The sequence below is a fragment of the Ensifer sp. genome, assembly GCF_035999135.1.
Classification (GTDB): domain Bacteria; phylum Pseudomonadota; class Alphaproteobacteria; order Rhizobiales; family Rhizobiaceae; genus Ensifer.
The window spans coordinates 13,076-36,142 of the sequence record NZ_DASYGZ010000099.1; the positions used below are offsets into that span (position 1 = coordinate 13,076).

General features: G+C 63.7%; 21 protein-coding genes. 10 read left to right on the forward strand and 11 right to left on the reverse strand.

All coding sequences use genetic code 11. The features are described from left to right. Positions 1-73 precede the first annotated feature (73 nt). Positions 74-769, forward strand: a complete 696-nt coding sequence (locus tag VGO12_RS11375) for a L,D-transpeptidase (protein ID WP_327512854.1) — start codon at positions 74-76, stop codon at positions 767-769. A 62-nt stretch (positions 770-831) separates the two neighbouring features. Here the strand turns inward: VGO12_RS11375 and glcF are convergent, their stop codons facing one another. Genes glcF through VGO12_RS11395 form a run of 4 tightly spaced genes read right to left on the reverse strand, consistent with a single transcriptional unit; the run spans position 832 to position 5,231 of the window. Next, the gene (glcF, locus tag VGO12_RS11380) at positions 832-2,127 is read right to left on the reverse strand and encodes a glycolate oxidase subunit GlcF (RefSeq protein ID WP_327512855.1); all 1,296 of its coding nucleotides are present in this window, start codon (positions 2,125-2,127) and stop codon (positions 832-834) included. A gap of 51 nt (positions 2,128-2,178) precedes the next feature. After that, the gene (locus VGO12_RS11385; RefSeq protein ID WP_327512856.1) at positions 2,179-2,559 is read right to left on the reverse strand and encodes a hypothetical protein; all 381 of its coding nucleotides are present in this window, start codon (positions 2,557-2,559) and stop codon (positions 2,179-2,181) included. Positions 2,560-2,583: 24 nt separating this feature from the next. Next, positions 2,584-3,795 carry a glycolate oxidase subunit GlcE gene (glcE, locus tag VGO12_RS11390; protein WP_327512857.1) on the reverse strand — a complete coding sequence of 404 codons (1,212 nt, stop codon included), beginning with the start codon at positions 3,793-3,795 and terminating at the stop codon, positions 2,584-2,586. Then, positions 3,792-5,231 carry an FAD-binding oxidoreductase gene (locus tag VGO12_RS11395; RefSeq protein ID WP_327512858.1) on the reverse strand — a complete coding sequence of 480 codons (1,440 nt, stop codon included), beginning with the start codon at positions 5,229-5,231 and terminating at the stop codon, positions 3,792-3,794. The genes glcE and VGO12_RS11395 overlap by 4 nt, the downstream gene beginning before the upstream one ends. Positions 5,232-5,337: 106 nt before the next feature. Between VGO12_RS11395 and VGO12_RS11400 the strand changes: the two genes are divergently transcribed. Then, positions 5,338-6,234: a LysR family transcriptional regulator gene (locus tag VGO12_RS11400; protein ID WP_327512859.1), complete on the forward strand. Its 897-nt coding sequence runs from the start codon at positions 5,338-5,340 to the stop codon at positions 6,232-6,234. 92 nt (positions 6,235-6,326) lie between these two features. On the opposite strand, the gene VGO12_RS11405 is transcribed toward VGO12_RS11400, so the two are convergent. Continuing rightward, on the reverse strand, positions 6,327-7,601 hold the full coding sequence (locus tag VGO12_RS11405) for a DUF3422 family protein (RefSeq protein ID WP_327512860.1): 1,275 nt from the start codon (positions 7,599-7,601) through the stop codon (positions 6,327-6,329). Between the two features lie 273 nt (positions 7,602-7,874). Here VGO12_RS11405 and VGO12_RS11410 point away from each other — a divergent pair, with 273 nt between their 5' ends. The 6 genes from VGO12_RS11410 to VGO12_RS11435 all read left to right on the forward strand — a co-directional run bounded on the left by VGO12_RS11410 (position 7,875) and on the right by VGO12_RS11435 (position 14,326). Beyond that, a complete protein-coding gene (locus VGO12_RS11410; RefSeq protein WP_327512861.1) occupies positions 7,875-8,663 on the forward strand; it encodes a FadR/GntR family transcriptional regulator in 789 nt (262 codons plus the stop codon). Positions 8,664-8,868: 205 nt separating this feature from the next. Next, entirely contained in the window at positions 8,869-9,375 is a 507-nt protein-coding gene (locus VGO12_RS11415) for an NUDIX hydrolase (RefSeq protein ID WP_327512862.1), read from the forward strand. Between the two features lie 136 nt (positions 9,376-9,511). Continuing rightward, positions 9,512-11,017 carry an anion permease gene (locus VGO12_RS11420; protein WP_327512863.1) on the forward strand — a complete coding sequence of 502 codons (1,506 nt, stop codon included), beginning with the start codon at positions 9,512-9,514 and terminating at the stop codon, positions 11,015-11,017. Positions 11,018-11,028: 11 nt separating this feature from the next. Next, positions 11,029-11,763 (forward strand): 16S rRNA (uracil(1498)-N(3))-methyltransferase, encoded by a 735-nt coding sequence (locus tag VGO12_RS11425; protein ID WP_327512864.1) that lies wholly within the window; start codon positions 11,029-11,031, stop codon positions 11,761-11,763. A 248-nt stretch (positions 11,764-12,011) separates the two neighbouring features. Further along, on the forward strand, positions 12,012-13,385 hold the full coding sequence (locus tag VGO12_RS11430) for a glutamate--cysteine ligase (protein ID WP_327512865.1): 1,374 nt from the start codon (positions 12,012-12,014) through the stop codon (positions 13,383-13,385). Between the two features lie 110 nt (positions 13,386-13,495). Further along, entirely contained in the window at positions 13,496-14,326 is an 831-nt protein-coding gene (locus VGO12_RS11435; RefSeq protein ID WP_327512866.1) for a DUF937 domain-containing protein, read from the forward strand. 300 nt (positions 14,327-14,626) lie between these two features. Here the strand turns inward: VGO12_RS11435 and VGO12_RS11440 are convergent, their stop codons facing one another. Continuing rightward, entirely contained in the window at positions 14,627-14,923 is a 297-nt protein-coding gene (locus VGO12_RS11440) for a DUF1127 domain-containing protein (RefSeq protein ID WP_327512867.1), read from the reverse strand. Between the two features lie 209 nt (positions 14,924-15,132). On the opposite strand from VGO12_RS11440, the gene VGO12_RS11445 reads away from it, so the two are divergent. Next, positions 15,133-16,083 carry a LysR substrate-binding domain-containing protein gene (locus VGO12_RS11445; protein WP_327512868.1) on the forward strand — a complete coding sequence of 317 codons (951 nt, stop codon included), beginning with the start codon at positions 15,133-15,135 and terminating at the stop codon, positions 16,081-16,083. 79 nt (positions 16,084-16,162) lie between these two features. Here the strand turns inward: VGO12_RS11445 and katA are convergent, their stop codons facing one another. After that, the gene (gene katA, locus VGO12_RS11450) at positions 16,163-17,644 is read right to left on the reverse strand and encodes a catalase KatA (protein ID WP_327512869.1); all 1,482 of its coding nucleotides are present in this window, start codon (positions 17,642-17,644) and stop codon (positions 16,163-16,165) included. A gap of 191 nt (positions 17,645-17,835) precedes the next feature. Between katA and VGO12_RS11455 the strand changes: the two genes are divergently transcribed. Further along, complete coding sequence (locus tag VGO12_RS11455) at positions 17,836-18,747, forward strand: hydrogen peroxide-inducible genes activator (protein ID WP_327512870.1); 912 nt, start codon at positions 17,836-17,838, stop codon at positions 18,745-18,747. Positions 18,748-18,759: 12 nt separating this feature from the next. Here VGO12_RS11455 and VGO12_RS11460 read toward each other — a convergent pair whose 3' ends face one another. From VGO12_RS11460 to guaB, 4 genes are all read right to left on the reverse strand, one after another. Continuing rightward, positions 18,760-19,635: a dienelactone hydrolase family protein gene (locus VGO12_RS11460; RefSeq protein ID WP_327512871.1), complete on the reverse strand. Its 876-nt coding sequence runs from the start codon at positions 19,633-19,635 to the stop codon at positions 18,760-18,762. A gap of 119 nt (positions 19,636-19,754) precedes the next feature. Continuing rightward, positions 19,755-20,783 carry an alcohol dehydrogenase AdhP gene (gene adhP, locus VGO12_RS11465; RefSeq protein ID WP_327512872.1) on the reverse strand — a complete coding sequence of 343 codons (1,029 nt, stop codon included), beginning with the start codon at positions 20,781-20,783 and terminating at the stop codon, positions 19,755-19,757. A gap of 191 nt (positions 20,784-20,974) precedes the next feature. Continuing rightward, complete coding sequence (locus tag VGO12_RS11470; RefSeq protein ID WP_327512873.1) at positions 20,975-21,391, reverse strand: MAPEG family protein; 417 nt, start codon at positions 21,389-21,391, stop codon at positions 20,975-20,977. A gap of 94 nt (positions 21,392-21,485) precedes the next feature. Further along, positions 21,486-22,988 carry an IMP dehydrogenase gene (guaB, locus tag VGO12_RS11475; protein WP_327512874.1) on the reverse strand — a complete coding sequence of 501 codons (1,503 nt, stop codon included), beginning with the start codon at positions 22,986-22,988 and terminating at the stop codon, positions 21,486-21,488. Positions 22,989-23,067: the final 79 nt, after the last annotated feature.

The window sequence follows — 23,067 nt, forward strand, 5'->3', positions numbered from 1 at the left end:
GATGTATCGCAGGCTTGAACTTCGACGCGATTTGCATAGCCTGCCGGGAACGAGGGTTGAGAGGGAATCATATATGAAGCGTCATGCCAGCAAAGTGGTCGCGATCGCGATTGCGACCAGCACTATTCTTGCCGCCACCGGTGCCTCGGCTTTCACGCCGGCGCCCGGCACTGCGCCCAAGGTCACATCGTCAGATGTTGTCCTCGTGGCCACGCCGAAGAAGCCGGCAAAACAATTCTGGCGCACCAAGGTCCGCTTCCGCACCGACGAGGCACCGGGAACGATCATCGTCGATACCAACAACAAGTTTCTCTACTACATCGACGGCCCGAACCGTGCGACGCGCTACGGCATCGGCGTCGGCCGCGACGGCTTCGGCTGGTCGGGCGTGGTGAAGGTCGGCCGCAAGGCCGAATGGCCGACATGGACGCCGCCGGCGGAAATGCGCCGCCGCGAGGCCGCCAAGGGTCGCATCCTGCCGGTGACCCAGGAAGGCGGGATCGACAATCCGCTCGGCGCCCGCGCCATGTATCTCTACAAGGGCGGCCGCGACACGATCTTCCGCATCCACGGCACCAACCAGCCCTGGACCATCGGCCAGAACATGTCGTCCGGCTGCATCCGCATGATGAACGAGGACGTGGAGCATCTCTACGACCGCGCCGACGTCGGTACCAAGGTCATCGTCATCGGCCCCGGCAGCAAGGCGGGCGACACCTATTACGACGACCGCGGCGTCGATATCTTCCGCCAGATTTTTGGCGGCTGATCGGCGACCGCCCGGAGGCTTGAAACGAAGAAGGCCGGCATCCGCCGGCCTTTCTCTTTGGGTCAGAGGCCCTGCGGCTTTGCCCCGCCATAGGCCCAGTCGAGCAGTTCCACCGTGTGCACGATCGGAATGGCGGTGCCGCTCGCGATCTGGGTGATGCAGCCGATGTTTCCGGTCGCGATCGCGTCCGGCTTCGTCGCCTCGATGTTCCTGACCTTGCGTGCCTTCAGCTTCGCCGAAATTTCCGGCTGCAGGATGTTGTAGGTGCCTGCCGAGCCGCAGCAGAGGTGCCCTTCCGCCGGATCACGGACAACGAAGCCGGCGCGCTTGAGAAGCTGCTTCGGCACTGATGTGATCTTCTGGCCATGCTGCATCGAGCAGGCGGAATGGTAGGCGAGCGTCATGCCGCTTGCGTCCCTTTCCGGCAGGTCGAGCGACGCCAGATACTCGGTGATGTCCTTTGCCAGGGCCGAGACCCGCGCGGCCTTTTCCGCATAATCGGGATCGAGCCTCAGCATGTGGCCATAGTCCTTGATCGTCGTGCCGCAGCCTGATGCCGTGATGACGATGGCGTCGAGCCCTCCCTCCTCGGCAACCTTCAGCCAGGCGTCGACATTGCGCCTTGCGGCGTCGAGCGCCTGGTTCTCGCGACCCATGTGGTGCACCAGCGCGCCGCAACAGCCCTCGCCCGCCGACACCACCACCTCGATGCCGAAACGGGTCAGGAGCCTGATCGTCGCCTCGTTGATCTCCGGCTTCAGCACCGGCTGGGCGCAACCGGTCAAGAGCGCCACGCGGCCGACGCGCTTGTCCTTGGGCGCATGCACGCCCGACTCAGCCGATGCCGATGGCTGCGGCACGGCGACCGGCGCCAGATCGAGCATGACGCCAAACGTCTTCAGAAACGCGAAACGCTTCATCAGGCCCGCAAACGGCCGGGCAAGGCCGGCCGCCTTCAGCGACAGGCGGAAGCGCTGGGGATAGGGCAGGACTGCCGCGAGCACCGCCCGCGCCAGCCGCTCGCTGAGCGGCCGCTTGTAGGTGTTCTCGATATGGACACGCGCATGGTCCACGAGATGCATGTAGTCGACGCCGGAGGGACAGGTGGTGGTGCAGGCAAGGCAGGACAGGCACCGGTCGATGTGGGTGACCGTTTCCCTGTCGGCCGCCCGGCCGTTTTCCAGCATGTCCTTGATGAGATAAATGCGCCCGCGCGGGCTGTCGAGTTCATCGCCGAGCGTGACATAGGTGGGACAGGTCGCGGTGCAGAAGCCGCAATGCACGCATTTGCGCAGAATAGCTTCGGATTCGGCCACATGCGGATCGGCGAGCTGGGCCGGGGTAAAATTGGTCTGCACGTGCGAACTCCACTTTCGGCCTGCGGATCAAGACCGCGGCATTTCAAACAGCTAGACCATCCAGCTTTCAGGATTGGTGATCGGTTCCTGGCGCGCGGCCCGCTGCAGGCCGACGACGCAGCGCACGACGATCCAGACGGCAGTGGCGACGAAACCGAGAAGACCGACCAGGAGAACCGTGAGCAGCGTGGAGATCACGCCAAACAGCAGGGCGATCCAGAACGTCCGGATTGCCCACACGTAATGCGTCTGCACCCAAGGCGCGCCCTTGCCGCGGTTGAGATAGGCGATCACCACGCCGATCAGTGCAGTGATGCCGACAGCAAAGCCCACGAGATAGAGAACGTAGATGACCTGGACGTTGATCTTCCCCGGCTCCAGCCAGCGATCGGTCTCGCGGGAAAACGGCGTTTGCGGGCCATTGTCGCTCATCGGTACCTCCCTTGTTCGCGCGTCTCAGAAGATCGCAGCCATGCGGCCCGGATTGAAGATGCGGTGCGGGTCGAACCTGGCGCGAACGCGCTCGCTCAATTGTGCCACGGCCGGGGCTTGCGGTTCAAACGATGAGATGGCCGCGCGATAGCTGTCATGCGCCCGCACCAGCGTCGCATGGCCGCCACCGAGAACCTTGATGTAGCGGCGCACGAGCTCGGTTTCGGGATCGGCCTCCATGCGCAGCCAGACGAGACCGCCCTGCCAGTCGTAAAAGGCATCGACGCCGGTCTGCAGCCGCAACGCCGCCACCAGCTGGTGGCCGAGGGAGGGTGCGACGGAGACCCGCCAGAGCGGCCGTTTCGTGCCGTCGGCATAGGGTTTGACGTCACGGATTTCCGCCCAGAGCTCAGATGTCCTTTGAGCATCGAGACGCGAAACCGCGCCGAAGCGCGAGACCGCGTTTGCAAGCTTGTCGGCCCGAAATGCGACGGATGCCTCAAGCCCTTCGAGCCGCAGAACGGTGGCTGCCCCATCCGGAAGTGTGCCGTCGATGAACCGTCCGCGCACGCTTTCGGGAAGATGCGCGGCGCCGGACACTTCCGTCGTCTGCGCCATCGCCTCGGCCATGACGGCCGCGGCCTCCGCATCGTTCAGCCCGGAGACGACGACGGTCTCAGCTGCTGGGGGCAAGGGCAGAACACGGAAGGTGACCTCGGTCAGGATGCCGAGCGTGCCATAGGAGCCGGACAACAGCTTCACCAGGTCGAGCCCGGTCACGTTCTTCATCACCCGGCCGCCTGCCTTGATCGCCTCGCCCTGGCCGTTGACGAAACGGATGCCGAGCAGGCTGTCGCGGGCAGCACCGGCGACGTAACGCCTCGGGCCTGACACATTGGCGGCGAAGATCCCACCGATCGTCGGTTCGCCGGACGTGGCAAAAATCGGCCGATGGTCCATCGGCTCGAAGGCGAGCATCTGGCGGTTTTCGGCGAGCGCCTCGTCGATCTCGCGCACCGGTGTTCCACCGAGCGCGGTGATCGTCATCTCGGCCGGATTGTAGCTGACGATGCCGGACAGGCGGCGCGTCGAGAGCACCCGATCGGCGCGCACAGGATTGCCGAGGCCGGAGCGCGTGTTGCCGCCAATAAGCGCGAGCGAGGCCTTGTCGGCGGCCATGGCCCGCACGACGGTTGCAATACCCTCTTCGCTGGCCGGTTCGAAATGCACGATCATGCGGCGGGACGCCCTTCAAGCGGGAAGACCTTCGACGGGTTGAGGATCCACTGCGGATCGAAGGCGGCGCGCGCCGCCATCTGCTGGTCGAGGTCGGCCTGTGTGTATTGATGCAGCATGAGGTCGCGTTTCTCGATGCCGACGCCATGCTCGCCGGTCAGACATCCTCCGGCATCGACGCAGAGTTTCAGGATATCGTTGCCTGCGGCTTCCGCCCGCGCCGCATCATCGGGATCGTTGATGTTGTAGAGGATCAGCGGATGCATGTTGCCGTCGCCGGCATGAAAGACATTGGCGACGCGCAGGCCGTAGCTCGCAACGATTTCGCCGGTACGGGCGAGCACATGCGACAGCTGGCTGAGCGGCACCGTTCCGTCCATGCAGATGTAATCTGCAATCCGGCCCGTCGCGCCAAAGGCGGACTTGCGCCCCTTCCAGATCGCCGCCGCCTCCATGGCCGTCTGGCATTCCTTGATCGTCGCGACCCCGTGGCGACGCGCGACGGCAACAATGCTTGCAAGCATCGCGTCCATTTCCTGCTCGGAACCTTCGACCTCGACGATCAGCAGTGCCTCGACGTCGAGCGGGTAGCCGGCATGGGCGAAGGCCTCGCAGATCTCGATCGCCGGCTTGTCCATGAATTCGATCGCAACCGGAATGATGCCGGACCCGATGACGTCGGCGACGCAGGCGCCCGCCGCTTCCGACGAGGCAAAGCCGAAGAGCACGGGCCGTGCGCCCTCGGGCTTGGCGATCAGGCGCACGGTCGCTTCCGTGACGATGCCGAGTTGTCCCTCCGAACCGCAGACCAGGCCGAGCAGGTCGTAGCCTGCCGCATCCAGCGCCTTGCCGCCAAGCTCGATGACCGTGCCGTCGTGGAGCACCATCTTTACCCCGAGCAGGTTGTTGGTGGTGACGCCGTATTTCAGGCAGTGGGCGCCGCCGGAGTTCATGCCGATGTTGCCGCCGATGGTACAGGCGAGCTGCGAGCTCGGGTCGGGCGCATAGAAGAACCCGTCCGCCGTGACCGCCTCGGAAATGTTGAGATTGGTGACGCCGGCCTGAACGGTCGCGGTGCGGTTGAAAAGATCGATGTCGAGAATGCGCGACATCTTCGAAAGACCGATGACGACGGCATCCTCCTGCGGGATGGCGCCCCCGGAAAGCGAGGTTCCGGCACCGCGCGGCACGACCGGCACACCGTAGCGGCTGCAATATTTGAGCAGGGCCGCCACCTGCTCCGTCGTTTCCGGCAGCGCGACGGCAAGCGGCATGCGGCGATAGGCGATGAACGCGTCGGTTTCGAAGGGCTTCAGCCCGCGCTCGTCGCTGATCAGGCAGCCCTGCGGCAACAGGTCGGCGAGGTCGGCGACAATCTCACGACGACGAGAGATAACCGATTGTTTCGGCTCAAGAAAACCGATCGTTTCGGCCATCAGCATCTCCCGTCGCGCGTCAATTGGTTCATTTTCTTTACCACTAGGACAGAACCCCGGCAAATGCTATTGAGCTTTTCCGTTTTGGAAACAATGGCAACGATTGATGACGAATTTAGGCGATCTTGAGATTTTTGCACGGGTCGTTTCCACCGGCAGTATGTCGGCAGCGGGGCGGGTGCTCGGGTTTTCCCCAGCTGTGATCTCCAAGCGCATCAAGAGGCTCGAAGATCGCCTCGGCACGCGCCTCCTGCAGCGCACGACGCGGCAGATCTCGCTGACGGAAGCCGGCCAGGGATTTTACGATCGGGTGCTCGGCATTCTCTCCGGCATCGAGGAGGCAGAGGCCTATGCGTCCGGCCGCTCGTCGCACGCCATGGGGGTGCTGCGCATTTCAGCGCCAACCTCCTTTGGCCGGATGCACATCGCACCGCATCTGACAAAATTCATGAAGGACCACCCGGACCTGAAGCTGCATATCGTGCTGACCGACGATTTTACCGACATCGTCGCCGAGGGGTTCGACATGGCGGTCAGGATCGGTGAGCTCACGGATTCGTCGCTGGTCGCCCGGAAGCTGGCGCCGGTCCGCCGGCTGCTTTGCGCCTCGCCTGACTACATCGCCCGCAACGGTGCGCCGAGCGAAATCGGCGAGCTGGCAAACCATCTCTGCCTGCCGGCCCACAACAACGACAACTGGAAGCTCGAAGGGCCCGAGGGTGCGCTCGTCTGGCACCCGGAGGGGCCGCTCGTCACCAACTCCTCCGAGATCGTGCGTGCAGCCGTCATTGCCGGCGCCGGCATTGCGCTGCGCTCCACCTGGGATATCGGACCGGAGCTGCGCAGCGGCCAGCTGCTGCAGGTGCTGCCGCAGTGGGAAGGTTCCAAGAACCTGACACTTTCGGCCGTCTATCCGAGCCGCCAGTTCCTGCCGGCGAAGGTACGCCTGTTCATCGACTACCTGGCCGAGCTCTACGGCCCCATCCCCTACTGGGAGCAATAGGGGTACCCGGCCGCCGTTACGCCTCCCTCTGAGGTCCCTTGCTTCCCGCAATTCCGGACGCAAAACCGCTGCGCACTTTTGCTGGAATTGCTTTATTTGTGATCAGCCTCTTCGTGATGGCGGCGGATGCGCCGAACGATCAGCCAGACGCCGGCAACTGCAAACGGGACGACAAGACCGGTGAGGACCCCCGGATCGATCGGCAGCTCATGGCTGACCGCCTTGGCGAGATAACCGAAAAGCCCGACGACATAGTAGGAAATGGCGGCGACGGAGAGCCCCTCGACCGTCTGCTGCAGCCGCAGCTGCAGCTTGGCGCGCCGGTCCATCGAGTTCAAAAGCGCACTGTTCTGCCGTTCGAGTTCGACGTCGACCCAGCTTCTGAGGAGTGCGGTGGCGCGCGCGAGCTTGCGCGACAGGTTGGCCTGGCGCTCCTCGACCGACTGGCAGGTGCGCATGGCCGGCGCCAGGCGGCGTTCGAGGAAAGTGCCGATCGTCTCGTAGCCCGGCACCGGCGTTTCGGCGAGCGTTCGGATGCGCTCCTGGACGATGCCGTAATAGGCGCGGCTGGCGCCGAAGCGGTAGAGGCTGAGCGCTGCTCCCGCTTCGAGATCGGCGGCGAGCCGGGTGATTTCGGCCAGCATGTCGTCGGCTTCCTCGCGCACGTTCTCCTTCATGCGCTGGGTGATCCCCGTCAGGCCGTCCTCGGTCCGGCGGATTTCCGGCGACAGCGATTGTGCGAGCGGCAGACCCATCATCGCCAGCGTGCGGTAGGTCTCGATGTCGAGCAGGCGCTGAACAAGCGCGCCGGTCCCGGCCTCGGTCATGCCGCAGTCGATCACCAGGATCTGCGTCAGGCCGTCGCCGTTCTGGCGGAAGTCGGTGACGATCACCGCCTGGCCGTTCTTGGTCTCGCTGAAACAGAGGCTCGTCGGATCGAAGAGCTTGATCGCCTCTCGGGTTTCCGGCGTGTCCGGCCGGATCTCGAGCCGGATGCCCGAGATCAGCGAGCCCGGCGGCGAGAACCCGTCTCCGAATGGATGGATCGGCACCTCGCCGCCAAACTGTTCAGGCGGCGGCGCGTCCCAGAAATAGGTCGAAAACTCGGTGTGACGCTCCCAGCGCAGCGTGCCCTGCCCCCAGGGCATGGCGTGGTGGTTGGCGTCGCGCCCGGGCGGCGCAATGCCGCGCGCGCGCGTCAGCTCCGACAGAACGGCGTGATCGACGATCGAACCGCCATCCGTCAGGAAGGCCAGCTGAAAGATCACCCGCGGTGTGGTCACCAGCGCGTAAGGGCGCGAATGAACCTCGCCCAAGGCCACGGCGCGCATCGGCGCCACTGGAAATGCAAAACTACCCTTTGCCATGAAGCGCTTTGTCCCCCTCACGCGTTCATCACAACTTCCTTATCAACCAGACGAGCAAAAGAACAAAGGACGCATTGACGCAGTTTGATTTTTGTCAGCCGAGGCAAAGTGGACAAGCAAATTGACCACTTTGCCTCGGATGCCTAGATTGCGGCGCAAGGCGGAACGACCAAAAGCCCCGTGCGCTTCCCGTTACACCCGCCCAATTCATGCATATCGATCACGCCCTGGCTGGTTTCGATCCACCCATGTCCGTGACCCGGAGACCCCGCAGTGACCGACGACCAGATCGACCTCTTCGCCCGCATCAGCCATAGCCGCACGGCGGACGAGGTGGTGCAGCAGATCGAACTTCTGATCCTCGAGGGTGTCCTGCGGGACGGCGACCGGCTGCCAGGCGAACGGGACCTTTCCAAGCGTTTCGACGTTTCGAGACCGATCCTGCGCGAGGCGCTGAAGGAACTGGAGGCGCGCGGCCTCGTCGACAGCCGCCATGGCGGCGGCACCTTTGTCGCCGATGTCGTCGGCCAGATCTTTTCAAAGCCGCTGATCGACCTCATCGCCCGCCATCACAAGGCGACACAGGACTATCTCGAATACCGCCGCGAGCTCGAGGGACTGACGGCGGAACTGGCCGCAACCCGCGCGACCGATTTCGACAGGGACATCCTGACGCGGGTCATCGAGCGGATGCGCGCGGCCCACGCCGCCGGCGACTTCGACGCAGAGCTTGCGGCCGACATCGAACTGCATCAGGCGATCGGCGAAAGCGCCCACAACATCATACTTCTACACACGCTGCGCGCCTGCTACCGGCTGCTGCAGCAAGGCATCTTCTTTCACCGCAACTCGGTGTTCAACGCCCCGGGCGCCCGCGATCGGCTGCTTGCCCAGCACGAAGCGATCTTCGATGCGATCATGGCCAGAGACCCCGGCGCCGCCAAGTCGGCCGCGCAAAGCCATATCGATTTCGTCGCGGCGGCGACGCGAGAGGCCGAACGCACCGGCGAGTGGAACCGCATCGCACGGCTGCGCTCCCAGCAACGCGATCGGGCTGGCTGACCCGCCCAACGCACGATTGCCGGCTCGTTTGCAGAACTGCCGTGAAAACACCATATCCTGTCGTGTCTGGACCACAGTTCTGCCGAAAGCAGGCTGCATATCCGGCTGCCCGACGCGGGTGACATTTACACGCGACAGGACGCTGCCATACTGGCTGGAATAACCATCATCACGCACTGATTCGCCGAGAGGAGCGCAGACGACCTTGAACTTCCTGAACAGGCTCGCATCCGATGTCCAATTGATGTTGCGTCGCCCGGCGCGCATGCAGTACGCAGCGCTGTGCTACCGCATTCGCAAGAAGACCAAGGCCTTCGAAATTCTTCTGATCACCAGCCGCGACACCGGGCGCTGGGTCATCCCTAAGGGGTGGCCGATGCAGGGCAAGCGCGCCCATGAAGTGGCCGAGCGCGAAGCCTACGAAGAAGCAGGCGTCAAGGGGCGAGTGCAGAAGGCGGCCGCCGGCTACTACCTCTACCAGAAGCGCATGGACCATGGCCTCAAGATTTCGGTGAAGGTGCAGGTCCACGCGCTGGAAGTCGATGATCTCTGCGAGCACTACCCCGAAGAAGGGCGCCGGCAACTGGAATGGGTCGACTACAAGGAGGCGGCGTCGCGTGTCGCTGAACCGACGCTGAAGGACCTTATCCTCGCTTTCGGCGAGCGGATGACGGCCCTCACGGCAGACATGCCGAAGGCGGCGCACGGCTAGCGCCGAGGCGATCCTACCACCGCATGCGCTGCGCCAGCGCGGGTCCTCGACGCGTCACGCACCGTTATCCATCAAATCCACTTGAATGCATGTTGCACTGGCCTTAGTGGCCAGTGTGGCAACGGAGTTCCAGGCAGTGGCAAGGCCGCGCACACGCCTCACAAAACAAACGATCGACAAGGACCTCGACAAGCTCAGCCTTGCCGAGGAAGCCTCGCAGCATGTCCGGCGCAGTCTGGCAGCACCCGCGCTCGCCGGTCTGTTCCTGCTGTTGAGCATGGCCTTTGCCTCAAGCTTCGTGACGAGCTCGGCCAGTGCCCCGATCATCATCGCGGCGGCAGCGATTGCCGGCTACATGGCCATGAACATCGGCGCAAACGACGTGACCAACAACGTCGGCGCTGCCGTCGGCGCCAAGGCGATGTCGATGGCGACGGCGCTCACCATCGCAGCGATTTTCGAAATCGCCGGCGCGTTGCTGGCCGGCCGCCAGGTCTCGCTGACGATCGAGGCGGGCATCGTCTACGGTGAAGACGTGCTTGGCGCGCAGACCATTGTCTGGATCATGATGGCAGCACTCGCCTCGTCGGCCGCCTGGATCAACATCGCCACCTATTCCGGAGCCCCGGTCTCGACCACCCACTCGATCATCGGCGGCATAGTCGGCGCGGGCATCGCCGCTGCGGGCTTTTCCAGCGTGCAATGGTGGTCCCTCGCCGGCATCACCTTGAGCTGGACGGTCTCGCCGCTGCTTGGCGGTGCGATTGCCGCCGCCTTCCTTGCCTTCCTCAAGGAATTCATCATCTACCGCGAGGACAAGATTGCCGCAGCCAGGCGCTGGATGCCGGTCCTCCTCGGCATCACCGCCGGCTGCTTTACTGCCTATCTCGCCGTTATCGCGCTGGTCCAGGTGGCTGCCATCAGCCTGCCAACGGGCCTCGCCGCCGGACTTGTCGCCGGGTTCGCGGTCTATCTGCAGGCCAAGCCCTGGATTTTCAGGCAGTCGCAGGGCCTCGACAACCGCAACCAGTCGCTGCGCAAACTGTTCCGGCTGCCGCTGATCGTCGCCGCCGCCCTGCTCTCCTTTGCCCACGGCGCCAACGACGTCTCGAACGCGATCGGCCCGCTCTCGGCCATCGTCTCCGCACTCGACGGCGTCATCACCACCGAGACATCGCCGGCCCCCCTCTGGGAGCTGGCGATCGGTGCGCTCGGCATTTCAATCGGTCTGCTGCTCTACGGCCCGAAGCTGATCCGCGTCGTCGGCCAGGAGATCACCAAGCTCAACCCGATGCGCGCCTTCTGCGTGGCGCTCGCCACTGCGGTGACCGTGCTACTGGCGTCGGCGCTCGGCCTGCCGATCAGCTCGACCCACACGGCCGTCGGCGCTGTCTTCGGCGTCGGATTCTTCCGCGAATGGTATATCCGCAACTCCAAGCGGCGCCTCGAATATGTCCGGCAAAAGACCGGACAGAGCGACTTCATGGAGGCCGCGGAAACCAACTTTGCCGAGGTGCGTCGCCGGCGCCTCGTGCGCCGTTCGCACTTCCTGACGATCGTCGGCGCCTGGGTCATCACCGTTCCGGCATCGGCCCTGCTTTCGGCCGTGCTCTACTTCATCCTTTCCAGCATTTTTATGTGAAGGCATCCGATATGCGCGCCAATTTTCGCATGCAGCGATTGTTCGTCGAGCACACCCTGACGAAGGGCGCAGCCACCGAGGCGACGAAGGAGCAGTTCAACTATCTCGTCAACGTGCTGCGCTACGAGGAAGGTGCCTCGATCCTCGTCTTCAACGGGCGGGACGGCGAGTGGCGGGCGGAGCTGTCCTTCGCGGCCAAGAAGAAACTGGTGCTGACGCCTGTCGAACAGACGCGGCCGCAGCCCGCCCCGTGCGATCTCGTCTACCTCTTCGCGCCGCTGAAAGTCGGGCGCCTCGACTATCTCGTCCAGAAGGCGGTGGAGATGGGCGCAGGCACGCTGCAGCCTGTCATGACCCAGCACGTGCAGGGCAAGCTCGGGAACATCGACCGCGTGCGCGCCAATGTCATCGAGGCGGCCGAGCAGTGCGGCGTTCTCGGCATTCCCGAAGTCTCCGAGCCGCGTCGGCTGGACGACGTGCTCGCAACCTGGCCGACCGACCGGCGCATCATCTTCTGCGACGAAGGCAGTGACAGCCAGAACCCTTTGCCCGTTCTCTCCGCCATCAAGGAGAAGAAACTTGCTCTCCTGATCGGGCCGGAAGGCGGGTTTTCCGAAGGCGAGCGCGGCGTGTTGCGCAGCCTCGACTTCGTCAGCGCCATCCCGCTTGGGCCCCGCATCCTGCGCGCCGACACGGCAGCGGTTGCCGCCATGGCGGTGATCCAGGCGACCGTCGGCGACTGGTGATAGCCGGTCGGTTTCGGAAGAGACAAAGCGTCGGCACCTCCCTTAAGAGAAGGGCGAAAATCTGGAACAACGGCCAGCTGGAAAGATTGACCCGTTGTTCCTGCGCTTGCTTTCAAGCAAGCAATTGTCCTACTTTTTTTGATGAGATCTTGAAAGAAATTGACTTGCACCGCACCTGAATACGGTTCAAGCAGCCTTCATCAACTCCCGCTATCCAGCGGCAGTCGCCCAAACAAAAGAAGACGCTCATGGCCCGAGATACCACCGACCAGACGCCGGTAACCTCTGTCGCTGACCTGACCGCCTACCTGGCAGAAGGTTCGAAACCGGAGGAGCGGTTCCGGATCGGCACGGAGCACGAAAAGTTCGCCTTCTCTAAGGCGGACAACAGCCCCGTACCTTACTTCGGCGAGGCCAGCATCCAGGCGCTTCTGAACGGCATGGCTGCAAAGAGCGGCTGGGAGCCGATCGTCGACGAAGGCAACATCATCGGCCTTGCCGAACAGTCGGGCAACGGCGCGATCTCGCTGGAGCCGGGCGGGCAGTTTGAGCTTTCCGGCGCACCGCTCGAAAACCTGCACCAGACCTGCAAGGAATCGAACCAGCATCTGGCCGTGCTGCGGGAAGTCGCCGAACCGCTCGGCATCCGCTTCCTTGGCATTGGCGGCAGCCCGAAGTGGACGTTCGACGAAACCCCGCGCATGCCGAAATCGCGCTATGGCATCATGAGCCGCTACATGCCCAAGGTCGGCAGCCGCGGCCTCGACATGATGTACCGCACCTGCACCATCCAGGTGAACCTCGACTTTTCCTCGGAAGAGGACATGCGCCGCAAGATGCAGGTGTCCCTGAAGCTGCAGCCGCTCTCAACCGCGCTGTTTGCGAGCTCGCCCTTTACCGACGGCAAGCCGAACGGCCTGCTCTCCTGGCGCGGCGACATTTGGCGCGATACCGACAACCAGCGCGCCGGCCTCCTGCCGTCCGCCTTCCGCCCGGATTTCGGCTTTGCCGACTACGTGGAATGGGCGCTCGACGTGCCGATGTACTTCGTCGTGCGCGACGGCCACTACCACGATTGCACCCATGTCACCTTCCGCCAGTTCATGAACGGCGCGCTCAAGGGCGAGATCGCCGACTGGCAGCCGAACATGGGTGATTGGACCAACCACCTGTCGACGCTGTTTCCGGACGTGCGGCTGAAGCGCTTCCTCGAAATGCGCGGTGCCGACGGTGGCCCGTGGCGGCGGATCTGCGCGCTGCCGGCCTTCTGGGTCGGCTTGCTCTACGACCGCGAAGCGCTTGATGCGGCCGAGGCCTTGACGCGCGACTGGACCTTCGAGGAGGTCGGCGCCATGCGCGATGCGGTTCCGGTTCAGGCGCTGGCGACAAAGTTCCGCAGCGGCACTCTGTTTGACGTCGCCCGCGAGGTCATCGCGATTTCGCGTGGTGGCCTGAAGCGCCGCAACCGGCTGAACGGCGATGGCATCGACGAGAGCCAGTTCCTGGCGCCGCTCGACGAGGTGCTCGCCAAGAAGGCGACGCTGGCGGAAGATCTGCTTGCCCTCTACAACGGCCGCTGGAACGGATCCGTCGATCCGGTCTTTGCCGAATACCAGTATTGAGCCCTCAAGCTCCGTTCAAAAAGCGGTTTCCAGACCCCGATTTCCCGTTATAGTGCAAGGATATGCGCCGCTTGAAGCGTCGCGCGTCGAGATGCCGAAGGGGAACTGGCATGGCACCGCTTTTTGACATGTTCGCGCAGGCGCAGAACGGCAAGGCCATCGAACTGATGGCACAACAGTTCGGCCTTGCTCAGGAACAGATGACAAAGGCGACGGCGGCGCTGCTGCCGGCCTTTTCCGCCGCCTTCAAGCGCAACACCGCAAACCCTTACGATTTCGGCGCGCTCTTGACCGCGCTCGGCAACGGCAACTACGCCAAATACTTCGAGGATGTGAGCCAGGCCTTCACACCGCAGGGCACGGCGGACGGCAACGGCGTGCTCGGGCAACTGTTCGGCTCCAAGGAAATGTCGCGCGCGATTGCCGCGCAGGCCGCTCAACTGACGGGTATCAGCCAGGAAATCTACAAGCAGATGCTGCCGGCCATGGCCGATACGCTGATGGGCGGGCTTTTCAAGCAGACGACCGGGCAGTTTGCCGCCGCAAGCGATGCCTTCACCAACAATCCGATGGCAAACGCCATGCGGCAATGGATGGAAGCCGCCGGCTTTGCGAAAAAGCCGGAACCGCAGCCGAACCCCTTCGACAATCCCTTCACCCAGGCGATGCAGGGCTTCTTCGGCATGGGCAAGAAGGAAGCGGAAAAGCCGAAGACGCCCGATCTCTTCGCCGACAACCCCTTCGTCAAGGCGTTTCAGGACATGATGCAGGCGGGTGCCGCCGGTGCGCAAAAGCCGGCATCCGACAATCCGGCGCTGGCGCAATTCTCCCAGGTGATGAACAGCATGTTCGACACCGGCCTTGAGATGCAGAAGGAATACCAGAAGAACGTCGAAGCGCTGTTCGACGTCTACAAGACCGGACCAGGCACGAAGGCCTGAGGCCCTCCCCACCGACAAAACATTCCCGTCCCTTCCCGGATTCTGACATCTCCGGTCCGGGAAAACCTGTCAGCACGCGACGTCCCGACAAGAAAAAGGCCCGGTACATGTCTTGGTCATGCACCGGGCCAAGCGGCAGGGTCTATTGGCTCTACCCTGCGGGGAACGTTTGAGCGCGCGACCGTTGAGGCCAGCAGCGCCGAAACTTCTAAATTCGCAGCATGATCCGCGGCGGCGGCAGGCTTTCGCGGATCATGCTCGACTGGCACATCTCAAGCGGCGGGATGCGCCATGGGGAAATCAGTCGTGGCGGGTCCCCTTGTAAAAGAGGCTCGCACGGTTGCGCGATGCGCGCGTCAGGTAACTCGCCGGATTGTCGAAGAAGGGCGAGGTAATCGCCTCGTTCACATCTTCGCGCTTCAGCCCCATGTCGAGGAGCTGTCGGTCATCCAGGTCGTTCAGGCGGCCGATCGCATAGCGATTGCGCAGCTGGCGCCATGTGGACGTCAGCATGCCCGTAACGCCAGCGGCGCGGGCGGCATGCGACTGCTTTCCGGCAACGAGGTCGAGATCGAGGACGTGCTGTGTCGTGCGCATGACGGGCTCCTTCTTTCAGGCACGAAGAGACCCATCCCCTGCGGGGAGATCAAACGCAGGGGCGGGCCAAGAAATTTGGGAACGACCGGCATCATTGCCGGCAGGGGGATCGATGAATTTGCCCCTCATAGATCGCAAATCCTTATTGATCAGTCCAACGAATGTTTTTAATGATATTCATCAAACAATCTTATGGATGCATCACGACCATGTCCGCACCCCTTGATATCGATCAGCTCCAGACCTTCGTCGCGATCGCCGATACGGGCAGTTTCACCAAGGCGGCCGACCGGGTCTTCAAGACGCAATCGGCCGTTTCCATGCAGATGCGGCGCCTGGAAGAGCGCATCGGCAAGGCGCTGTTCATGAAGGACGGCCGCGGCAACCGGCTGACGGTCGAAGGCGACCGGCTGCTCAATTTCGCCCGCCGGATGATCCGCCTCAACAACGAAGCGATCGCTTCCTTTGACGACAATCGGCTGGAGGGCACGCTCCGGATCGGCACGCCCGACGACTATGCCGACCGCTACATGCCCGAGATCATCATGCGGTTTGCCAAGACCCATCCGAATGTCGAGCTCTACATCGTCTGCGAACCCTCTGTCGATCTCGCCGAGAAGATGGCCAAGGGGGACCTCGACATCGCGCTCGTCACGCACAATCCACGCGCCCGCGCTTCCGATGTCGTCAGGACCGAACCGCTCTGCTGGGTAAGCTCGATCAACCATCCGCTACCGGAGAACGCGCCGATCCCGCTTGCCGTCGGCCGCCGCGACTGTCTGTGGCGGCAGGCCGCCTGTGCCGCCCTCGACGCCACCGGCCGCGAGTATCAGATCCTGTTCACCAGCTGGTCGTCGACGGTCGTCGCCGCGGCGGTGTTGGCCGGCATGGCCGTGTCGGTGCTGCCGGAATCAGCACTTCGCCCGGGCATGAAGGTGCTGACGCTTGCCGACGGCTTCCCGGCGCTGGCGCCGGTGCAGATCGGCATCATGAAGCGGCCGGGCCTGTCGCCTTCGCTTTCGAACGCGATCAGCAATCATATTACCGCCTGCCTCGACAACATTACGCCGATCAGCGCCAATGACGACATCGACGCCGATATCAAGGGCTTCCCGCGTTATCCGCGGCTCCGGCAGAGCCATATGCTGCCGGGCTGGTGAGATCTCATCGGTAACGTGAAAAGCCCACGCATCGTCCGATGCGTGGGCTTTTCCTATCCGGAGGCCCGCCCTCCTGGAATTATTCCGCGGCGGTCGCGGTGTCGGCCTCGTAGCCATGTGCCGCGTAAAGAGCGGCTCGAACGCCGGCTTCATAATCGGGATAAACACGCCCGAAATGGGCGAGCTGGCGCTCGACGATCATCGCCGGCACACCGCCCATCGCTGCCGCGATGTTGGAAAACAGCCGCGTCTTCTGGCCGGCGTCGAACAGGTTGAACAGCGCCCGCGGCTGGCTGTAGTCGTCGTTGCCTTCGCGGTGGTCGTAGCGCCCCATGTCGCCGCTGATGCGCAGCGGCGGTTCCTGGGCGGATGGCTGCTCCACAGGGCCGTTGAACGAGTTCGGCTCGTAATAGGCGTCGGGATTGCCGGTCTCGATTCCGCCGAACGTGTTCATCTGGCCGTCGCGATGATAGTGATGAACAGGGCATTTCGGCCGGTTCACCGGAATGTGCTCGTAATGCGTCCCGAGCCGATAGCGGTGGGCATCGGCATAGGAGAACAGCCGCGCCTGCAGCATCTTGTCCGGCGAGAAGCCTATGCCCGGCACGATGTTGGACGGCGAGAAGGCGGCGTTCTCGACTTCGGCGAAGTAGTTTTCCGGATTGCGGTTGAGTTCCAGCACGCCGACTTCGATCGGCGGATAGTCCGCATGCGGCCAGACCTTGGTGAGGTCGAAGGGATTGTAGGCAGTCTTGTCCGCGTCCAGTTCCGGCATGATCTGCACTTGCAGCGTCCAGCGCGGATAGTTGCCGGCTTCGATCGCGCCATAGAGCGCTTCCTGATAGCTCTCGCGCGTCCGGCCGATCACGTCAGCGGCCTCGGCGTTGGTGTAGTGCTTGTGGCCATGCTGGGTCTTGAAGTGGAATTTCACCCAGTAGCGTTCGCTGGCGTCGTTCCAGAACGAGAAGGTGTGCGAGCCGTAGCCGTTCATGTGCAGGGGAGAGACCGGACATCCGCGATCCGACATCAGGATCGTCACCTGGTGCAGGCTTTCTGGCGACAGCGACCAGAAGTCCCACATGGCGGTCGCCGAGCGCAGGTTGGTCTTCGGGTGGCGCTTCTGGGTGTGGATGAAATCCGGAAACTTGTAGGGGTCGCGCACGAAGAAGATCGGCGTGTTGTTGCCGACGAGGTCCCAGTTGCCCTCGGGCGTGTAGAACTTCAGTGCGAAGCCGCGCACGTCGCGTTCGGCGTCGGCAGCGCCCTGCTCGCCGGCCACAGTCGAGAAACGCGCCAGCATCGGCGTCTCGGCGCCCGGCTGCAGCACCTTGGCCTTGGTATAGCGGGAGATATCGCCGGTGATCTTCAGCGTGCCATAGGCGCCCCAGCCCTTGGCATGCACGGCGCGCTCGGGAATGCGCTCGCGGTTTTGGTGCGACAGCTTCTCGATAAGCTGGTAGTCCTGCATCATCACGCCGCCGCGCGGGCCGGCGGTCAGCGCATTCTGGTTGTCCGGCACCGGGGCTCCGGCCGTGGTCGTCAATATGGGTCGATCAGACATCGCGTCCTCCTGTTGAAGGGTGTTGCGCCCCGGAACGGCAAGCGCGAGAAGCCCGTGCACGGCGGTCGCCTTGAAAGGCTTTCAACCGTGACTGGCGCGGCGCTCCGCTCGCTCGGGCAGGAGGGTTCTCCCACGGATGTTCGATAATCTCCAATTGCATTAATCTGAAAATTCGATAGGATTTTCCTATCATGCTTACACTCAGACAGATGCGCTATTTCGAGGCGCTTGCCTCCGCCCGCCACTTCGGCAAGGCCGCCGAACTCGTCCACGTCAGCCAGCCGGCGCTCTCGGCCCAGATCATGGAAATGGAAAGCCACCTCGGCGTAAAGCTGGTCGAGCGCAGCCGCAGCGGTGTCTTGCTGACCCGCAAGGGCGAGGAGGTGCTGGCCCGCACCCGCGCCATCCTTGTCGAGGTCGATCAACTGGAGCAGAGCGCGCGGGCAAGTTCCGGCACGCTTGAAGGACGGATCCGCATCGGCGTCATTCCGACGCTCGCCCCCTATCTGGTGCCGCGACTGGTGCCGCACCTGCGCCGCGTCTATCCGGCGATCGAAATCGAATTGAAGGAATCGGTCACCTCACGACTGGTTGCCGATCTCGGCGACGGCGTGCTTGATGCGGTGATCGCCGCCCTGCCGCTCGACACGGACGGACTGGCGACCAAGCCGCTCTTTTCCGACCGGTTCTATATGGCGATGGCCGACAACGAGCGCACGATCCTGATGTCGCCGCTGACCGAGGACCAGGTGGATGTCGAGCAGTTGCTTTTGCTCGAGGAAGGGCACTGCCTGAGGGACCAAGCGCTCGCCGTCTGCAGCACGGCCGGCAAGCGTCGCCTTGTCTCGTTCGGCGCCACGTCGATGACGACGCTCTTGCAGATGGTCGCCAACGGCATGGGCATGACGCTCATTCCCGAAATCGCGATCTCGACCGAGGCCGCACGCAACGCCATCCGCATCGTGCCCTTCGCGGCCCCGGAGCCGGCGCGCGAGATCGGCCTCGTCTGGCGGCGCAGCAGCCCGCGCGAGCGCGACATGGACGCGCTCGCAACGGCCATCAGCGACTGCGCCGACGACATTATCCGGGCGGCGGCCGCCTGAGGGCGAACAGGCTCAGGCGAGCTTGGCCTTCAGGAACTCGACGGTGCGCCCCCAGGCCAGGTCGGCGGCGGCCTTGTCGTAGCGCGCCGCCGAGGTGTCATTGTTGAAGGCGTGATTGACGCCGTCATAGACATAGATCGTCGCGTCCTTGCCATCGTCCTTGAGTGCCTTTTGATAGGCCTCGATGCCGGCGTTGATGCGCTCGTCGAGGCCAGCATAATGCAACAGCAGGGCCGCCTTGATCTTCGGCACGTCTTCCGCCTTGGGCTGTGCGCCGTAATAGGCGACGCCGGCCTTGAGGTCGGGCGAACCGATGGCCAGGCGATTGACCAGTCCCCCACCCCAGCAGAAGCCGATGGCGCCGACCTTCCCGGTCGATTGCTGATGGCCTTCGAGGAAAGCAACGGTCGCAACCGCATTCGCCGTCGTTGCCGCGGCGTCGAGCGCACCGATCATTTCGCGCGCCTTGTCCTCGTCCGTCGGCGTTCCGCCGGAGGGCGAGAGGAAATCCGGCGCAAGCGCCAGGAAGCCTTCGAGCGCCATGCGTCTTGCGACATCGCGGATGTGCGGGTTCAGGCCCCGGTTCTCGTGGATGACGATGACCGCCGGCAGCTTGCCGCTCACGTCCTTCGGGCGGACGAGATAGCCCTTCATCTCGCCGGCAGCGCCTGGATAGGAAATATCCTCGCCGGTGATCCGGGCATCGGTCGGCGCAACGACTTCCGCCTTGGCGCCGTTGGCGGCAAGCAGCGGCGCGATGGCTGCCGCTGCCGCAGCCGAACCGGCCAAGCCGGTGAGCTTTTCCATGAACCGGCGGCGATCGAGGGTCAGGTGCGTGTATTCATCATAGGCGTCGATCATCGCCTGGGTGATCTTCGGTTCCTGCATGCCAGCCTCCTTCGGTTTCTTCTCCCGCGACGGCAGACAACCGCCCGCGACAGAATAGGTCGGCGGGCGGCTTCGAACAGACAAACTTGCGTTACTGCCGCGTGTTTCGCCTCGGCAGGTCAGCCATTGAGGTCGAGCACGATGCGACCGTCGATCTTGCCCTCTTCCATGCGCTTGAAGATCGCATTGATGTTCTCGATCCGGTCCCAGGTGAAATGTGAGGCAACCTTGCCCTCGCCGGCGAACTCCAGCGACTCTTCGAGATCCTGCCGCGTTCCGACAATCGAGCCGCGGATGGTGATGCGTTTCAGCACGGTATCGAAGATCGGCACGCACATCTGCCCTGGCGGCAGGCCGACCAGCGCCATCGTTCCCTTGGACCGCAGCATGTTGAAGGCCTGCTCCATCGCTTTCGGCGCCACCGCCGTCACCAGCGCGCCATGGACGCCGCCGGTGGCCTTTTGCACCTGCTCGACCGCATCCTTGTCCCGAGCGTCCACCACGAGGTCGGCACCCAGCCTCCTTGCGAGCTCGAGCTTGTCGGAAAAGATGTCGACCGCGGCGACATGCATGCCCATGGCCTTGGCATATTGCACCGCCATGTGGCCGAGGCCGCCAATGCCGGAGATCAACGCCCATTCGCCGGGGCGCACCTCGGTTTCCTTCAGGCCCTTGTAGACGGTAACGCCGGCGCACAGAACGGGCGCTGCCGGCCCGAACTCGAGCTTGTCCGGCAGCCGGCCGACGAAATCCGGGTCGGCAAGGCCATATTGGGCGAACGTGCCGTTGACGGAATAGCCGGTGTTCTGCTGACTGCCGCAAAGCGTCTCCCAGCCGGTGCGGCAAGGCGTGCAGCCACCGCAGGCGGTGTGCAGCCAGGGAACCCCGACGCGGTCGCCCTCCTTCAGGCGCGCGACGCCGCTGCCAAGCTTGGCGACATAGCCGACACCTTCATGGCCGGGGATGAACGGCGGCTTCGGCTTGACCGGCCAGTCGCCGTTGGCGGCATGCAGGTCCGTGTGGCAAACGCCTGTTGCCTCGTACTTGATCAGCACCTGGCCCGGACCCGGCTCCGGGATCGGCATATCCTCGATCACCAGCGGCTTGCCGAATTCGCGCACCACGGCGGCTTTCATCGTTGCGGTCATCTCGTCCTCCGATGCGTTGTCGTCCAACGTCGGCGCAAGACCGCCGCCTCATGGCGAGACGTTCGGTCACGCTAACGGCGGCAAGACTACGCCCAAATGCAACGAAAGGTATTTGACACGCATCAAGGCGCGGCGATCGGGGAGGAAAATTGTCTCAGATCTGCGCCGGGCGAGGTGCGCTTGAGCCTGTGTCAGCTCATCGCCATCCAGACCGCAAGCCACACCCACATCGCGAATACGGCCGCAAAACCCGCCATGAACAGCGGCCGGCGATAACGGATGCGATTGCTGGTGACATGCACGAAGGCATGCAGGTAGCGCAGCGCGACGAAGAGCCAGGCAAGAACGACCGAGACGATGTTGTCGGCCTCGGTAATGTAGAGCAGCACGCAGCAGACGTAGAAGAGAACCGGCAGCTCGAACTGGTTGGCGATGCTGTTCTTGACCACCAGGCTCTCGCCGGGCTCGTCGCGGTTCTCGCGAAACTGGGCGGTCTGTGCCTTGCCGGCACGCACCAGACTCATGCGGCGCAAGGACAGAAGAGCGTAGAGGCAGAAGACGAGAAAGACATGCGCCACAATCGGCCAGAAGATCTCGAAACCCGTCATCACGCTACTCCTTAAACACACTCAATCTGAAAAACAGCTCTGAAAAGCCAAAGGGCGCCGCGCGTTTACGCGGCGCCCTTCGCATTTGTCGCGATCAGTGCGCGCCCGGGTAGTTCGGGCTTTCGCGGGTGATCGTCACGTCATGGGCGTGGCTTTCGCGAAGGCCGGCACCCGAGATGCGCACGAACTGGGCGCGCTCCTGGTATTCCCTAATGGTCGGGCCGCCGACGTAACCCATGGAGGCCTTGAGGCCGCCTGCGAGCTGGTGCAACACGCCGGCAACCGGGCCCTTGTACGGGACCTGGCCTTCAATGCCCTCGGGAACGAGCTTCAGCGTATCGCGCACTTCCGCCTGGAAGTAGCGGTCCGCCGAACCGCGGGCCATAGCGCCGACGGAGCCCATGCCGCGATAGGCCTTGAAGGAACGGCCCTGGTAGAGGAACACTTCGCCCGGGCTCTCATCGGTGCCGGCCAGCAGCGAGCCGATCATGACGGCGGAAGCGCCGGCGGCGATCGCCTTGGCGAGGTCGCCGGAGAACTTGATGCCGCCATCGGCAATCACGGGAATGCCGGCCGCCTGGGCGGCCTCGACGGCGCCCATGATCGCGGCCAGCTGCGGAACGCCGACACCCGCGACGATGCGGGTGGTGCAGATCGAGCCCGGACCGATACCGACCTTGACGGCATCCGCGCCGGCATCGATCAGCGCCTTTGTGCCGGAGGCGGTCGCGACGTTGCCGGCCATGATGCGAACCGAGTTCGAGAGCTTCTTGACGCGGGCGACGGCGTCGAGCACGCGCTGCGAATGGCCGTGGGCGGTGTCGACGACGATCAGATCGACGCCGGCGTCGATCAGGCGCTCGGCACGCTCAAAACCGTCGTCACCGACGGAGATGGCGGCGGCAGCGCGCAGACGCCCCTGTGCGTCCTTGGAGGCGTTCGGGTTGAGCTGCGCCTTCTCGATGTCCTTGACGGTGATGAGGCCGACGCAACGACCGTCGCCGTCGACGACCAGCAGCTTCTCGATGCGGTGGGCGTGCAGCAGGCGCTTGGCTTCCTGCTGGTCGACGCTTTCCTTGACGGTCACGAGGTTCTCGTGGGTCATCAGCTCATGGATCTTCTGGTTCGGATCCGAGGCGAAACGAACGTCACGGTTGGTGAGGATGCCGACGAGGCGGCCCTGCTTCTGGCCGCCGGCGCCGCCGTTTTCAACGACCGGGATGCCGGAGATGGCGTGCTGCTTCATCAGGCCCAGCGCATCGGCGAGCTTGGCGTCGGGACCGATGGTCACCGGATTGACGACCATGCCGCTTTCGAACTTCTTGACCTGGCGAACCTCTTCGGCCTGCTCGGCCGGCGTCAGGTTGCGGTGGATGACACCGATGCCGCCGGCCTGGGCCATGGCGATCGCCAGGCGCCCTTCGGTGACCGTGTCCATCGCGGACGACAGGATCGGAAGGTTGAGGTCGATATCCTGGGCGATGGTGGTCGCGATGTTGGTCTGACCCGGCATGACTTCGGAATGTCCGGGCAGGAGCAGGACGTCGTCGAAGGTCAGAGCCTCCAGACCGGTTGCCGTTTCGATGATGCGCGCCATGGCCAATTCCCTTCAATAAACGAAAACCCCCGGGGGCAATTTGTCCACCGGGCGACTTCAAAGCGTGTCTTGGAAGTTG